Raw genomic sequence first — 14,553 nt, 5'->3', positions numbered from 1 at the left:
CGCTCCTCACACCCTGTTGCCGCGATTATACAAACGCGCCTCGAAGGTGTATGTTGTTTTCACAACGTATCGATGGTTTTCGGGGAAGCTTTTCCATCCCCTGGTAGGGAGCGTACATGGCCCTTAACTATGACGAGATTGCAAACCAAGTTGCCGGCACCGCGCCGTTTGAAGGCATCGACCACGACGACACCGTATCCATGCTCAGGTGCATGGGCGCACGAGTTCGCGCCTTCAAATCAGAGGAGCTGATCCTGCGCATGGGCGAGCCGGCGCCCGCGTTCGGACTGGTGCTGGACGGGGGCGTGCGCATCGAGCGCACCGACGCCTGGGGCGACACCTCGGTGATCGGCTTCGCCCGACCCGGTGAGGTCTTTGGGGAGAGCTACGCGTGCGCGCCGAACACGCCACTGCTGGTCAACGCCGTCGCGACCGAGGGGACGCGGATCCTCCTCCTGAACGTGAACCACGTGCTCCGCCCCTGCGACAAGGGCTGCGCCTACCACGCGCGCCTGCTCACGAACCTCCTCATGCTCTCCGCACGCAAGAACATCGAGCTCTCACGGCGCATCTTCCACACCAGTCCCAAGTCGATCCGGGGGAAGCTGCTCTCCTACCTGTCATCCGAGGCGGCGAGAGCCGGATCGCGGCGTTTCTCGATCCCCTTCAACCGCCAGCAGCTGGCCGATTACCTCGCCGTCGACCGCTGCGCCCTCTCAAGCGAGCTCGGTCGCATGCAGCGCGACGGCCTCCTGCGCACCCGGCGCAGCGAGTTCGAGCTCCTCGTCGAGGCTGCGGAAGGCTAGGCCGCCGGATCGCGCAGGGCGCGCCCGAGCAGCTCCTCCCCGAAGGGGATCGACTCTGGCAGGTCGATCGCGCGGTCGCTGGCGACGACGAGGTAGTTGTCCTCCCCGCCCCAGACCTCATCGCTCGTCTCGATAACCTGGACATGCGCGAAGACCTGCAAGAGCGTTGCGATCTCGTCGCGCAGGAAGGTGAGGTCTCGACCGCCATCGCGGGAGACAACATTTGAGAGGTAAAGGCCCCCGGGCGCGAGGCGGCCGGCTATGGCCTGGACCGCTTCCACCGTTGCGAGCGCAGGAGCGGGCTCCGCGCCCGCGAACGCGTCGTTGATGATCGCATCGTACCGGGGAAGGATGATCTCGCCGGCCCTCAGGCTCCGCAAAGGGTACCCGGGCCCCTCAACCGCGAATCCGGGACGCGTGCCCACGGACGGGGCACCAGCCGTCGAGAGGATCTCGCCCTCGCCCCGCTCAACCAGATCGCGGCCGTCGCCCACGATGATGCGGAGCGAATTGCCATCAGCGGTGCGCGGGTCGGCGAGGCGGCGTTCGAGCTCGTCGAGGAAGAACCAGCGTCGGGCGGCGCGCACGACGGCGGCATTGAGCTCGACCACGTCGAGATGGACGCCGGAGGCGCTGGTGAGCAGGTGCTTGGGATACGAGAATCCACCGCCGCCGATCAGAAGGACCGACTGCGGGGTCTCATGGGAGAACGGGATGTCGAATCCGCGGTAGTAGGAGAACACGGGCTCGAATCGGAGCTCTCCCAGGTAGCTCGCGCTCTGGTAGACCCCACCCTGGCTGAGCACGCGGATGCGCTCACCCGACGCGCCCTCCACCACATGGACCCGGGCGATACCGTGCTTTGTCCTGATCACCTGCAGGCAATGCCGACGTGCGACCGACACCGCCGCCGCGCCGAGCAGAGCTCCTGCGGCGACGGTGGCGGCGACGGCCGCGGCCTTCATAGTTCCTTTGGCCATAACGGCCCCCTCAGATCTCACGCTGTTGGTACAGGCCATTATCCGCAAAACCGAGGGCCCGGTAGTACGCACGGGTGCCCACCGCAGAGATCACATTCACGCGTCGGTATCCGGCCTCACGCGCGATCTCGCAGGCGCGCTCGACCAAGCGCCGTCCCAAGCCGAGATGCTGGGCGGCACGGCCACCCTCGCCGAGGCGCGCCACGGCACCGTAGATATGCACCTCACGGATCATGGCCTCACCCGGCCGCATAGGGATCTCACCAGTATGCGCGGCGATAAACGATGGATCGGGAAGCGAGAGCCTGAGGAATCCCGCGATGCGGTTGTCCTGTGCCCGCCACTCGATGAACCGCTCCCGCGAGACCGAGGTCTCATAGGGCACTTCCAACATACGAAGGCGCTCGACATTCACCTCCCCGGTCCCCACCTCACGGAACCGGATCTCACGGACCGTCGCCTGGCCGCGCTCAAGACGCGCCTCGACGAGCTGCCGCAGGTTCGGCTTCTTGTTGCCGGCGCGGATATCCCCCGAGGAGAAGTCGCGGATCATACGGGAGATGCGGCAGTACGGTGGGGTTGCGACGATGTCGTCGGCGAGGATGGAAAGCAGCCCCTCTTCTGGATACGGCCGCCAGCTTCCATCCTGATGGTTGCGCAGGAGGCGCGCGCTCTCGATGAGGGCGCAGGGGTAGAGCTTCACCTCATCGGGAAGGAAGGCCCGATCTGAGACGAGGCGGCGGTAGTCGGCGCGGTCAAGCTCGGGGGTCGCGCCCAAGAGGCTCACCATCTGATGCGCGTGGATCTTGAAGCCGAAGATGCGAAGCCACGCGAAGGCGCGCTCGATCTGCTCGACCGTGAGGCCCCGGCCGTTGATGTCGAGAACAGCTTGGTTGAGGCTCTGCACGCCCATCTGGACCTTGGTCGCCCCCTGGCGTCGGATGCGCATGAGCGCCTCAGGTCCCACGGCATCGGGCCGTGTCTCGATCACGAGCCCGACGACCCGGTGGCGGGCGGATTCGTTCTCATGCTGCAGGCGTTCGAGCTCCTCCCAGGTGCCACGCTGGGCGGCCGCGAGGGTGCGATGCGGGGCGCTCGCCCCATACAGCTCGTGGATCGCCTGGTTGTAGCTGCGGGCACCGGTATTGACCGCCGCTTGCGCCCCGGCAGCGAAGGCGGAGAGCTCGTCCTCGCGTGCCGGGAACCCCTGGTCCCGATACCAGGCGATGCGCGCAGCGGCGGTGGCGGGAAGTGGCGCCGGCGCAGATGGACCTGATGCGCGGCGAGGATTCTGATCGGTCGTTTCGCGCAAAGCTGCTCGATCAGGAGACCGGTTGGCGAGGTGGCCGTCCCTCGCTTCGGGCTCATCAGCGTCTATGGCCTCGGACACGTCCCTACCGCTCACCGGGGTGTGTCCCGATGCCGCCGCGGTGTCGGCGGGATAGGCCGCTCCTTCGTTCAAAGCCCGGAAGAGCTCCGAGATGAACCAGATCTGGTAGTCCTCCGGGTAATCAGACCACGTACCGCCGAGCACGATGAGCTCGATCTTGTCCGTGGCGTGCCCCATCTGGGAGAGCGCCGTCAGACGGGCCGACACCTGCAGGTACGGATCGAACCAGTTCTGCTCGGCGCGCTCGCAGGCCGGCTCGCGATGCAGGTAGCTCTTGGGCATGCGAACGTCGTTGGGGCAGAACAGGCAGTCCCCCGAGCACGGCCAGGGCTTGGTGATGACCGTGATCGTGGCCACCCCCGACGCCGTGCGCCGCGGCTTCATGCGCAGGACCGCGAGCAGGCGCTCCTCGAGCTCCGACGTGATGCCCCATGAGCGCCAACGGTCCGGTTCCTCCCGTTTGACGCGTAGGTAGAACGGCAGAAGCCGTCGCTTCGCATAGGTTCGTTTATCAACATGGTCGCGGCGGAGCTGCGCATGGACGATGCGGACGAGGGCGCGATCATCAACCGCCTCCCCCGCCCGCAGCGCCTCCACGATGTCAGTGATGATCTCGTCCATGCGCCAGATTGTAGCGCATGCATGAAACACCCGATATTCGTCGTCCGTCTGCATGGACCTCCGCGCTCCGGGCCGGAATGGGCACCGCGCGCCCACGCACGGGGGATGCACCGCATATGGGAACGCGATTCCCTGGCCAAAAATGCCGCGAAACAGTGATGTGCGAGATGGGGGGGGCAAAACGTCATCTCGAGGCGCTCGCAAAGGCATTTTGCCTGAGAGCACAGTCGAGAGTAGGTTTCGATCCCGCGTGAATCGACTGGTCAACAGCAGGCACCAGGATGCGAGCGCGTGCATGATATGCGCGGAAAACGTCTTCTCGAAGTGGTCCCAAAGGCGTTTTGCTTGAAAACGCGGCTGCGAGTATGTTTTCATGCCCGTTTGTGCCGACATCGCTGAGCGGCAAGGACGAGGCAATGCGTAGCATATCGGTTAGGATGTGGTGCACGGATCACCTGAACGGGAAGGGTTATGGAGCCGTCATTCGCCCGCGAGCTCATCGCGCTCAACAACCGATTCTATGCGGAGCATGCGGCATCGTTCTCCGCTACGCGTTCCGCGCCTTGGGCGGGGTGGCGCGAGGTTGTCCGTTACGCGCGAGCTGCCGGAGTTCTGGCGCAGCGGATCCGTCCTGAACACCACTCCGACCGTCTCAACGCAGCCGACGCACGTGATACTCTCCCAGCGCAGGCGCCGAGATCCGTGCGCGTCCTCGACCTCGCCTGCGGCAACCTGCGGTTCGAGCGGTTCCTGCATGAGGAGGTGCCCGGGGCGAGCTTCACCTTCGATGCCATCGACCGCTGCGCCCCGCTCATGACGGCAGGGAGCATCTCCCCCTCGTGCCACCTCATCGAGCTCGACATCCTCGAGCACCTCGCCGCCAACGAGTCGTTTCCCCTCGATACCCCCACCGATCTTGCGGTCTGCTTCGGCTTCCTGCACCATGTCCCCACCGCCGAGCTCCGGGAGCGAGCCGTTCGCGCCCTCCTTGACGCGACGCGACCCGGCGGCATTGTGGCCCTCTCATACTGGCGCTTCATGGATGATCCGCGCCTCGCCCGCCAAGCGGCTCGGACTGCCGAGCGCGCAGCCGTGCGGCCGCCCTTCCCCACCTTTGACCCATGCGAACTTGAACCTGGTGACCACCTCCTTGGCTGGCAAGCAGACCCGACGGCATTCCGTTACTGCCACCACACCTCCGAGGATGAGCTCAACGACCTGACCAGGGCCCTCGAACCCCTGGCAGGCGAGCTCGCCCGCTTCTCCGCAGACGGGTCCACCGGGTCGCTCAACCGCTACCTCATCCTGCAACGTCACTGACCCGCGCGGTCCGCCGCGCGAACGAGCCTGAGCAACCGCCATCACCTCTTGTGTCGTTGAGATCCTCCCGATCCCTTCAGCACCCCCTCGCGTACAATGGTGCGGTTCAAATCCCGTCCGCACCAGGAGTCCCATGCACGCCCGCAGCCCCAAGAACTTCGTCCTCGAGGAGCGCCTCGAGCGCTACGCCACCGCCATTGAGGTGGTGCCGTCCGCGTACCGGGGGCGCTGGGCGGCAGCGTGCGCGCCCGCAGGCGGCACGCCGTTTGCGGCGGTTCACCTCGACCTCGGCTGCGGCAAGGGAAGCTACCTTGTCGAAGCCGCCCGTCTTGATCCCGATACGCTGTTCATCGGCATCGATTCCGAGCCCGTCTGCATCGCCTACGCGGCGCAGGCCGTCTGCGACGCCCGGGTGCCGAACGCCCTCTTGATCCCCGGCCGCGCCGACGATCTCGCCCGCGTGTTCGCCCCCGGCGAGCTTTCCGCGATCACCCTGAGCTTCCCCACGCCGTTCCCCCGCAAGAAGCAGGCGCCGGGCCGCGTCACGCAGGTGGATCGACTCCTCGAGTACCGTGGCCTCATGGCCCCGGGCGGGACCCTCACCCTGCGAACGGACAGCGAGCCGTTCCTCGACTTCTCGATGGCCCAGCTGGCAGGTGCCGGATGGCAAATCCTCTGGACCTCCGCCGGCCTCCGCGCCGACCACCCCGAGATCCCTGCCAGCGAATACGAGCTGAAGCTCTCGCAAGAGGGGGCGCGGAGCCTCGGCCTGTGCGCGACGCCGGGACCGGAGCCCACAGGCGAGCAGGTGGAGGCCGCGCGAAACGTGCCGCAGAGTCTTTTCGCGTACCTCCCGGACGACCTCTACGAGGGCTCCTACATCCCTCATGGCATGTCGTGGGCGGTTGAGACCTTCCGGAATCGGCGGGCCAACGCGGCGCGNCCTGGTCCCCTCGCCGATGCGGTGGTCGCCGACCGCCGCGGGCTCACCCTTCTGGTGCGCAACGCCCTCTTCCAGCGCGTCCGCCTCGCCGCCCGCGACCAGGCCGACGAGCTCGGCGACATCGATGTCGAATGGGGTTTCGGAAAAGCACGGTGGCGTCGCGTCCTCGATGCCTTCTATGAGGAGCACGAGGAGCTGCTCACCGATGCGGATGCCCGCTCAACGGCCTACTTCCACATCAATGACGCGGACGAGCGAGACGATCATGTCTGGCACGTGCAGCAAGTCTTCGCCGACTCCAACGGCGACCATGACTTCAGCATCATGGCCGATGTGGATCTCGATGCGACGCAGGCGGGCGACGGCGTCGTCTTCAGCCGCTATCGCGTCGGCGTGATCGAGGACCTGCTCGAGGAGGGTCGCTAACGGTACAGGGCGGGGCGAACAGGCCGGCTCCACGGCGTGCGCCGCCGCTCTTCAATGCGGCCGTGGACGCCGAAGTGCAGCCTCCGTGCGCGGTTTCCTCCAGCTTGGTCGCGAGCCGCTGAGGCGCCCCCTCGGTCACCTCCGCACGCGGCTTTATCCCATGGGCGCGCTCCCCGCGCTCCCGCTTCGGACATATCGCAGGCGTAAACGGAGGTCGTCAGGACAAACCGTGACGCCGCGTCGTTCGCTCACTCATCATAGGCGCACGCGGAGCGCACCGCCCTCGATCTCCCAGCGCACCGAGGTGCAGGCGGAGAGGAAGCGCTGGTCGTGGCTCACCAAAACGAGCGCTCCAGGGAATCCGGAGAGGGCCCGCTCGAGGGCCTCGACGGAATGCAGGTCGAGGTGGTTCGTGGGCTCATCCATGATGATGAGCGCCGGTCCGCTGAGCATCCCCATGGCCAGCATGAGCTTGCGCAGCTCACTGGGACTTGTCCCATCGCCCGAGAGAATCCGGTCGGGATCTGAATTCAGCTGCGCCACCGTCGAGAGCACCTTCCCGCGCTCCGCTGTGGAGAGGCCGCGCACACGCTCGAGGACCTGGCGGCGGGCGGGCGCGTCAATCTCCTGAGGGAGATCGATCACCGGCAGGTCGGGATCGATCAGGCAGCGCATATGCGCGAGAAACGTCGACTTCCCCGCCCCGTTCGCCCCCACGAGCGCGATATGGTCGGTGTTGCCAACGAAGAGCTCAGGAAAGGCGAGCGTCCCCTCCCCGCAGAGAATCTCCCCCTCGGGAAGGCGGATGAGAACCCGGCGGCGGGCGGGCTCCGCATCGAGCCAGAGATCGCCGTCGTAGCGCTTTGAGACCCGCGCGGCGGCAACCCTTCCCTCAACAGCGGCGATCCGGGAGTCCAGCTGCGTGGACAACCTGCCTCGCGCCCCATCCTGACCGCTGNGCGGCGCGGCGAGCCGGGCAGCGGAACTAGCAGGAGCGGCGTCGATAGCCGATAGGCGGCCCAGGCCGCGCACCGCCCCCGCGCCGTTCCGTCCGCACAAGCCGCTATGATGGGTTCGTCGAACAGAGGAGTCCCATATGACCGAGATCACAGACCCCTTCGCCCACGGCTCGCTCGGCGAGCTCTCGCCTGCCTGGTGGGAGCCGGAGGACGGCAGTGCCCCCGAGCCCTGGCTCACCTCCGAGGAAGCCTATGAGCGCTTCCTCTCATGGGTCGAGGCGCGCGGCATCACGCCCTGGCCCCACCAGGAGGATGCCCTGTTCGCGCTCGCCGCGGGCTCAAATGTCATCCTCGGCACACCCACGGGATCGGGCAAGTCCCTCGTCGCGATCGGCATGATGTTCATGGCCATGGCGGCCGGACGGCGCGGCTACTACACAGCCCCCATCAAGGCCCTCGTCTCCGAGAAGTTCTTCGCCCTCGTGGAGATCTTCGGCCGGGACAACGTCGGTATGATCACCGGGGACTCCCACATCAACACCGCAGCGCCCATCATCTGCTGCACGGCCGAGATCCTCGCGAACCAGGCCCTCCGCGAGGGCGAGGGGGCCGATGTGGGGGCCGTCGCGATGGACGAGTTCCACTTCTTCTCCGACCCCGATCGCGGTTGGGCCTGGCAGGTGCCGCTCCTCACCCTGCCCCGTACGCAGTTCATGCTCATGAGCGCCACCCTGGGCGACATGACCGCCATCGCGCACGCCCTCGGCGAGCGCACGGGCCGCGAGGTCGAGCAGATCACGGAGGCGCCGCGCCCCGTCCCCCTCTCCTACCAATACGTCAAGACCGCCCTCGAGGCCACCGTCGAGCTGGCCCTGCGCGAAGGCGACTCCCCCCTCTACATCGTGCACTTCTCGCAGGACGCCGCCTTGAGCAGCGCCCGGGCGCTGGCGAGCTACGGCGTCGCATCCAAGGAGCAGCGCGAGGCCATCAAGGAGGCCATACGCCAGGAGCGCTTCACGACCGCCTTCGGCAAGACCCTGCGCGGACTCATATCTGCCGGTGTGGGCCTCCACCATGCCGGACTCCTCCCCCGGTACCGCCTGCTCGTGGAGAAGCTCGCGCAGCAGGGCCTCCTGCCTGTCATCTGCGGCACCGACACCCTCGGCGTGGGTATCAACGTGCCCATCCACACCGTGCTCATGACCGGGCTCACCAAGTTCGACGGCTACAAGCAGCGCCGTCTGCGCTCGCGCGAGTTCCATCAGATCGCCGGCCGCGCGGGGCGCGCCGGGTTCGACACCGAGGGCGTGGTCATTGCCGAGGCTCCCGAGTTCGAGATCGAGAACCACAAGGCCGAGCTCAAGGCCATGGGCGATCCCAAGAAGATGAAGCGCCTGAAGAGAAAGCGCCCGCCCGAGGGCTTCGTCACCTGGAATGAGGACACCTTCACCCGCCTCGTCGAATCAGCGCCCGAGACGCTCCACCCGCACCTGCGCATCACCCACTCCATGGTCCTCGCCGAGGTCGAGCAGGGTGGGGACGCCTGGGCGCGCATACAGGACCTCATCGTCCGCTCACTCCAGACGGACGAGCAGAAGGTTGCCCTGCGCGCCCGCGGAGCCGAGATCCTGGCCACGCTCATCGACGCCGGCGTCGTGGTGTGCGAGATCAAAGGCGGGCAGGATGAGTCGGCAGCTGCGGACCCCGGCAGCCCTTCCCCGGAGGTGGGTCGCGAGGCCGATGATCCCGCCGATGCGACCGGCGTCGACTTCGGCGATGCGCTTGCAGATGGCGGCGCGGCGGAAGGGAACGCGTCCACGAGAAGCGAGGTTCAGCTTGCGACCACCGAGGACGCAGATGAGGCCGACGCGCCGGCGGGCGGTGCCGCGGACGAGGTGTCGAATGCCTCCGTTGCACCGGCCCCCTCACTCCTCGCAGACACCCGGCCGGCCACCTACACCCTGACCGTGGACCTCCCCGACGACTTCGCCCTCGACCAGCCGCTCTCCCCGTTCCTGCTCGCCGCCCTCGAGCTGCTCGATCAGGACTCCCCCTCCTACACCCTCGATCTCATCTCCTATGTGGAGGCCACCCTTGAGGACCCCAAGCAGATCCTTCGCGCGCAGGAGCGCCGCGCCCGCGACCAAGCCATGGCCGAGATGAAGGCAGAGGGCGTCGAGTACGAGGAGCGCCTTGAGCGAATCGCGGAGGTCACCTATGACAAGCCGCTTGAGGACGAGCTTGAGGCGGCCTTTGCCCTCTACTGCGCGAAGGTGCCCTGGGCGCGCGATTTCGAGCTCTCGCCCAAGAGCGTCCTGCGCGACATGCTCGAGGGAGGCTTCGATTTCAAGAGCTACATCGCCCATTACAAGATTGAGCGCAGTGAGGGCATCCTCCTGCGCTACCTCGCTGAGGCCTTCCGCGCCCTCGACCGCACGGTGCCCGTCACCCATCGCAGCGAGCAGCTCGAGGACATCATCGCGTGGCTCGGCCTCATAGTACGCTCCGTCGACTCGAGCCTCGTTGACGAATGGATGCAGGNAGCTGCGCCACCGTCGAGAGCACCTTCCCGCGCTCCGCTGTGGAGAGGCCGCGCACACGCTCGAGGACCTGGCGGCGGGCGGGCGCGTCAATCTCCTGAGGGAGATCGATCACCGGCAGGTCGGGATCGATCAGGCAGCGCATATGCGCGAGAAACGTCGACTTCCCCGCCCCGTTCGCCCCCACGAGCGCGATATGGTCGGTGTTGCCAACGAAGAGCTCAGGAAAGGCGAGCGTCCCCTCCCCGCAGAGAATCTCCCCCTCGGGAAGGCGGATGAGAACCCGGCGGCGGGCGGGCTCCGCATCGAGCCAGAGATCGCCGTCGTAGCGCTTTGAGACCCGCGCGGCGGCAACCCTTCCCTCAACAGCGGCGATCCGGGAGTCCAGCTGCGTGGACAACCTGCCTCGCGCCCCATCCTGACCGCTGTAGATCGCCAGGTTGATGCGCTCGGCCGCGCTGTGATCAGCAGGGTCGGGATGCCGCTTGGAGCGGCGGGCATCGGATCGCGCGGCGAGATCGGTCCGCCGAGCGCGTTCAGCCGAGAGCCGGGCCAGCTCCCCCTTCGCGCGGCCGCGTTCGGCCATCGTAGCTGCCCGGTCATGCTCCCATGCCGCGTGGGCACGGGTGTATCCGCCCTCGCGCATGCGCAAGCCGCCGTCCTCGAACGAGACGCATCGGCCAACCAAGGCATCCAGCAGATCGCGATCGTGCGAGATCAGAATGCCGATCCCCCGGTAGGTTTTGAGCGCCTCGGTCAGTGTCCGGACGCTCGGTGCGTCGAGGTGGTTCGTGGGCTCATCGAGGACCAGCACGTCTGGATGGGTCCATAAGGCAGCCGCTACCTGCAATTTCTTCCGTTCGCCATGGGAGAGCTCGTCATAGCGCCACGCCATGTCGTCCTCGATGCCGAGCGCCTCACGAAGCTCACGCGCATCGCGGTCCCAGGCAAGGGCGAAATCTGTCAGATTGTCAGGCGAAATCTCCGTCTCCTGCGCGCAGAGCGCGGATACCAGCCCCGCGGTCACGGTGCCCGCATCGGGCGTGAGCGCGCCGACGGCTATGCGCCCGAGCGTGGACTTCCCGCAGCCGTTGTCACCGAGCAGGCCGGTCCAACCAGCGGGGAAGCTCAACGTGACATGTGAGAGCGCCGGATCGATGGATCCGGGATAGGTGTAGGTGACGTCGTTCAGCATGAGCTGCATGGCATATCTCCTCAGATCAACTGCCGGAAACCCGGCTTTGACGGACGCTGCAGCCGATGTCCTCGGCACGGCCCGCGCATATTCACAGATGAGGAGTTAGAAGCGCATGTGCTCGATAGGTCCCTTCAAGGAGGTGGGCGCCCTCGCATCGACCCCTCCCACGGGGCGGGCGCGAGCAGCCGGTATAGGGGATGCGAACGAGATTGCAAGGAGCGGACCGGGTATCCCGTGGCGCGACCACGCTTTCGCCAGATGTGCGGGGCCCTCTGACGGGGCACCTGGCCTCCACCCGGGACCATGGCGTGCGCTTCCGCCGTGTGCGCGACTTATATTCCACGAATGCCAATTCCATTCGCAGGACGGCACCACCGAGCGCAATCGAAAGGTGGCTCAGACCCGAGCGCCACAAAAAGACCCCGGCACCGCTAGGNGCCGAAACCGCCCCGGCTGCCGCCGCGGTCGTCACGGCCACCAAAGCCACCGCGTCCACCACGGTCATCGCGGTCACGGCCGCCGAAGCCACCACGGCCACCGCGGTCGCTGTGCCCGCCGCGCGAACCGCCGAAGCCCATGCGGGGGGCACCGAACTTGCCATGGCTGCGATCGTTATCGCGCCCGCCACGGTCGCCACCGCGGCCACCGCGATCCTCCTCGAGGCCCATCGCCACGAGCGGGTCAATTACCTTATCGAGCTGCGCGAACAGCGCCTCGACCTCCTCATTCGAAAGGCCGGGCACAAGCGGCTCGTCTTTCTTCACGATGTCGCCCACATGGTCGGCGGCGTCCTCACTCGCGAAGACGACCACCTTGCGCATATCCGGCTCATCCGGCTCGATGCGGCCGACGAGGTCGACCTTCTCGGCCTCGGCCAGCAGGGCGTCAAGCTCGCGCAGACGAACGCCGAGCAGGTCGGCCATCTCCTTCTGCTCCATCTTGGGCTTGAGATCAAGCAGCTTGATGGCACGGGCCAGCTCGTTCACCTTGCCCGCCTGATCCTCGGCGGCGCGCTCAAGGGCGACACGCCGGCGGAACAGCAGGTTCTCGGTGCGCTTGATTTTGTTGATCAGGTTCTCGTTCAGTTCCTTCTGGGACACCTCCGGCACAGCGGGAGCCGGCTCAACGTCGACCTCTTCCGCAGCGGGCGCCTCGACCTCGCCCGGGATCGCCTCAGCGGACCCCGTGGAGGTCTCGCCCTGCTCGACGGCAGGCGCATCCTCCTCAGAAGCGGACGTCAGGTTCACCTCTGCCTCGGGCTCCTCGACGGGAGCGCTCGCGGGGCTGGTCTCAACCTCGGCATCCTCGTTCATCGTCTCGTCAACGTTCTCAAACATCTCGGACATCACGTCCTCCTTCTGCGCCATCCTAAGGCGCATATCGTCGGCGCTTCCGCGCCCATCAGCCGGGAATTCCTACTGTGATCATCGTTGTCATTCGTATCGACCCCTCCCGGGGCCTCCCGGCCAGCGGTCTACTTTATCCCCGCAAACGAGCATGCCATTGCGGCATCCCCTCAGCACATGAAAACCACTCTTTCCCATTCTTCAGCCCCTTCTGAAAGTTCAATTTAAGTTCAATTTCTTCTGTGCTAGGATCGCCCTATCTTGAACTCTGAACAATTTTGAACTCAGGGAGGTAGCTATGGGACAGGGATCGTTCGCCCAACGGCTTCGCAACGTCATGGACGATCGGGGATTCAAACAGGTCGACCTTGTCAACAGCGCGACCACACAAGGTAAGAAACTCGGAAAGAGCCAGCTCAGCCAGTATGTGAGTGGCAAGACCATCCCCCGGCCCGAGGTCATGGAGACGCTCGCCGGCCTGCTTGGGGTGAGCGCCGCCTGGCTCGCCTCGGGCGACGCCGCCCTCCATAGTGAGAACCCGCAGGCTGCGACCCAGCCTGCCCAGACCACCCCGTCGTCCAACCCGTCAACCCCGGCCCTGAGGAGCTCGACCATGCGCCAGTTCAAGAAGTCAACCAAACTCGACAACGTCCTCTACGATGTCCGCGGTCCCGTGGTCGATGAGGCGGCCCGCATGGAGTCCGAGGGCATGCGCGTGCTCAAGCTGAACATCGGCAACCCCGCCCCCTTCGGCTTCCGCACGCCCGATGAGGTCGTCCAGGACATGCGCCAGCAGCTCCCCGAGTGCGAGGGGTACTCCGATTCGCGTGGTCTCTTCTCTGCGCGCAAGGCGATCATGCAGTACTCCCAGCTCAAGCATCTGCCGAACGTCGACCTCGAGGGCATCTACACCGGCAACGGCGTGTCCGAGCTCATCAACCTCTGCATGCAGGCCATCCTCGACAACGGCGACGAGATCCTGATCCCCAGTCCCGACTATCCACTCTGGACCGCGTGCGCGACCCTCGCCGGCGGCACGCCCGTGCACTACCTCTGCGACGAGCAGGCCGAGTGGAACCCCGACCTCGATGACATCCGGAAGAAGGTCACCCCACGCACCAAGGCCATCGTCATCATCAACCCCAACAACCCAACCGGCGCCCTCTACCCGCGCGAGATCCTGGAGGAGATCGTCGAGATCGCCCGCGAGCATCAGCTCATGATCCTCTCTGATGAGATCTACGACCGCCTGGTCATGGACGGCCTTGAGCACGTCTCCATTGCGAGCCTCGCCCCCGATCTGTTCTGCATCACGTTCTCCGGCCTGTCGAAGAGCCATATGATCGCCGGATACCGCATCGGGTGGATGGTGCTCTCGGGGAACAAGCGCTGCGCCCGCGACCTGATCGAGGGCCTGCACATGCTCGCGAACATGCGCCTCTGCTCGAACGTGCCGGCGCAGTCCATCGTGCAGACGGCCCTCGGCGGGCACCAGAGCGTGAACAGCTACATCGTGCCGGGCGGGCGCGTATATGACCAGCGCGAGCTTGTGTACGAGGCCCTGAATCAGATCCCCGGCATCACCGCCGTGAAACCGAAGGCGGCGTTCTACATCTTCCCGAAGATCGACGTCAAGAAGTTCAACATCACCGACGACGAGCAGTTCGCCCTCGACCTGCTCCACGAAAAGCGCGTCCTGCTCGTGCCGGGCAAGGGCTTCAACTGGACCAAACCCGACCATTTCCGTGTGGTCTACCTTCCCCGCCGGCGCGTGCTCACCGAGTGCATGGAGGACATCGCCGACTTCATGTCGACGTACCGGCAGGCGTGAGGCCGCGGGATTTGAGGCTCGAAGGGCGCGGGCGCGAGCCAGCCGCCTCAAGACCTCCTGAGTGCGCTGCGGCGGATTCGCGCCTCCCCGCAGCGCGGGGCCCTCGGCCGCACGACAGCGGAAGAGCAACATGAAAAGGGGCTCCCGGCGCGAGCGCACGCCGGGAGCCCCTTTCGTCTCATCTGCTCCAAAC

Annotated in this window: 8 protein-coding genes and 1 pseudogene; 5 read left to right on the top strand and 4 right to left on the bottom strand. The window is 66.2% G+C overall.

Annotation, left to right across the window (positions count from 1 at the left end; all coding sequences use genetic code 11):
- Positions 1-116 precede the first annotated feature (116 nt).
- Positions 117-806: a Crp/Fnr family transcriptional regulator gene (locus tag CAP13_RS02640; RefSeq protein WP_085830103.1), complete on the top strand. Its 690-nt coding sequence runs from the start codon at positions 117-119 to the stop codon at positions 804-806.
- Here CAP13_RS02640 and CAP13_RS02635 read toward each other — a convergent pair.
- On the bottom strand, positions 803-1,786 hold the full coding sequence (locus tag CAP13_RS02635) for a spermidine synthase (protein WP_085830102.1): 984 nt from the start codon (positions 1,784-1,786) through the stop codon (positions 803-805). The two genes, CAP13_RS02640 and CAP13_RS02635, sit on opposite strands and share 4 nt — an antisense overlap.
- Before the next feature lie 10 nt (positions 1,787-1,796).
- The gene (locus tag CAP13_RS02630) at positions 1,797-3,797 is read right to left on the bottom strand and encodes an elongator complex protein 3 (protein ID WP_085830714.1); all 2,001 of its coding nucleotides are present in this window, start codon (positions 3,795-3,797) and stop codon (positions 1,797-1,799) included.
- Between the two features lie 471 nt (positions 3,798-4,268).
- On the opposite strand from CAP13_RS02630, the gene CAP13_RS02625 reads away from it, so the two are divergent.
- Positions 4,269-5,117 (top strand): class I SAM-dependent methyltransferase, encoded by an 849-nt coding sequence (locus CAP13_RS02625; RefSeq protein WP_085830101.1) that lies wholly within the window; start codon positions 4,269-4,271, stop codon positions 5,115-5,117.
- A 133-nt stretch (positions 5,118-5,250) separates the two neighbouring features.
- Positions 5,251-6,486 (top strand): DUF3516 domain-containing protein, encoded by a 1,236-nt coding sequence (trmB, locus tag CAP13_RS09620; protein ID WP_143764874.1) that lies wholly within the window; start codon positions 5,251-5,253, stop codon positions 6,484-6,486.
- Between the two features lie 255 nt (positions 6,487-6,741).
- Here the strand turns inward: trmB and CAP13_RS02615 are convergent, their stop codons facing one another.
- Positions 6,742-7,416: an ATP-binding cassette domain-containing protein gene (locus tag CAP13_RS02615; protein ID WP_245798869.1), complete on the bottom strand. Its 675-nt coding sequence runs from the start codon at positions 7,414-7,416 to the stop codon at positions 6,742-6,744.
- Between the two features lie 166 nt (positions 7,417-7,582).
- Between CAP13_RS02615 and CAP13_RS02610 the strand changes: the two are divergent.
- A pseudogene (locus CAP13_RS02610) lies at positions 7,583-10,009 on the top strand (DEAD/DEAH box helicase); the annotation flags it as partial.
- On the opposite strand, the gene CAP13_RS10470 reads toward CAP13_RS02610, so the two are convergent.
- A complete protein-coding gene (locus CAP13_RS10470; protein ID WP_425429825.1) occupies positions 9,939-11,180 on the bottom strand; it encodes an ATP-binding cassette domain-containing protein in 1,242 nt (413 codons plus the stop codon). The pseudogene CAP13_RS02610 and the gene CAP13_RS10470 overlap by 71 nt on opposite strands.
- A gap of 1,647 nt (positions 11,181-12,827) precedes the next feature.
- Here CAP13_RS10470 and CAP13_RS02595 point away from each other — a divergent pair.
- The gene (locus CAP13_RS02595) at positions 12,828-14,360 is read left to right on the top strand and encodes an aminotransferase class I/II-fold pyridoxal phosphate-dependent enzyme (protein WP_085830097.1); all 1,533 of its coding nucleotides are present in this window, start codon (positions 12,828-12,830) and stop codon (positions 14,358-14,360) included.
- Positions 14,361-14,553 lie beyond the last annotated feature (193 nt).

This window comes from Collinsella vaginalis (assembly GCF_900176655.1).
Taxonomy (GTDB): domain Bacteria; phylum Actinomycetota; class Coriobacteriia; order Coriobacteriales; family Coriobacteriaceae; genus Collinsella; species Collinsella vaginalis.
The sequence above is the reverse complement of the archived record's forward strand: the minus strand, read 5'-3'. Positions and strand labels throughout refer to the sequence as shown.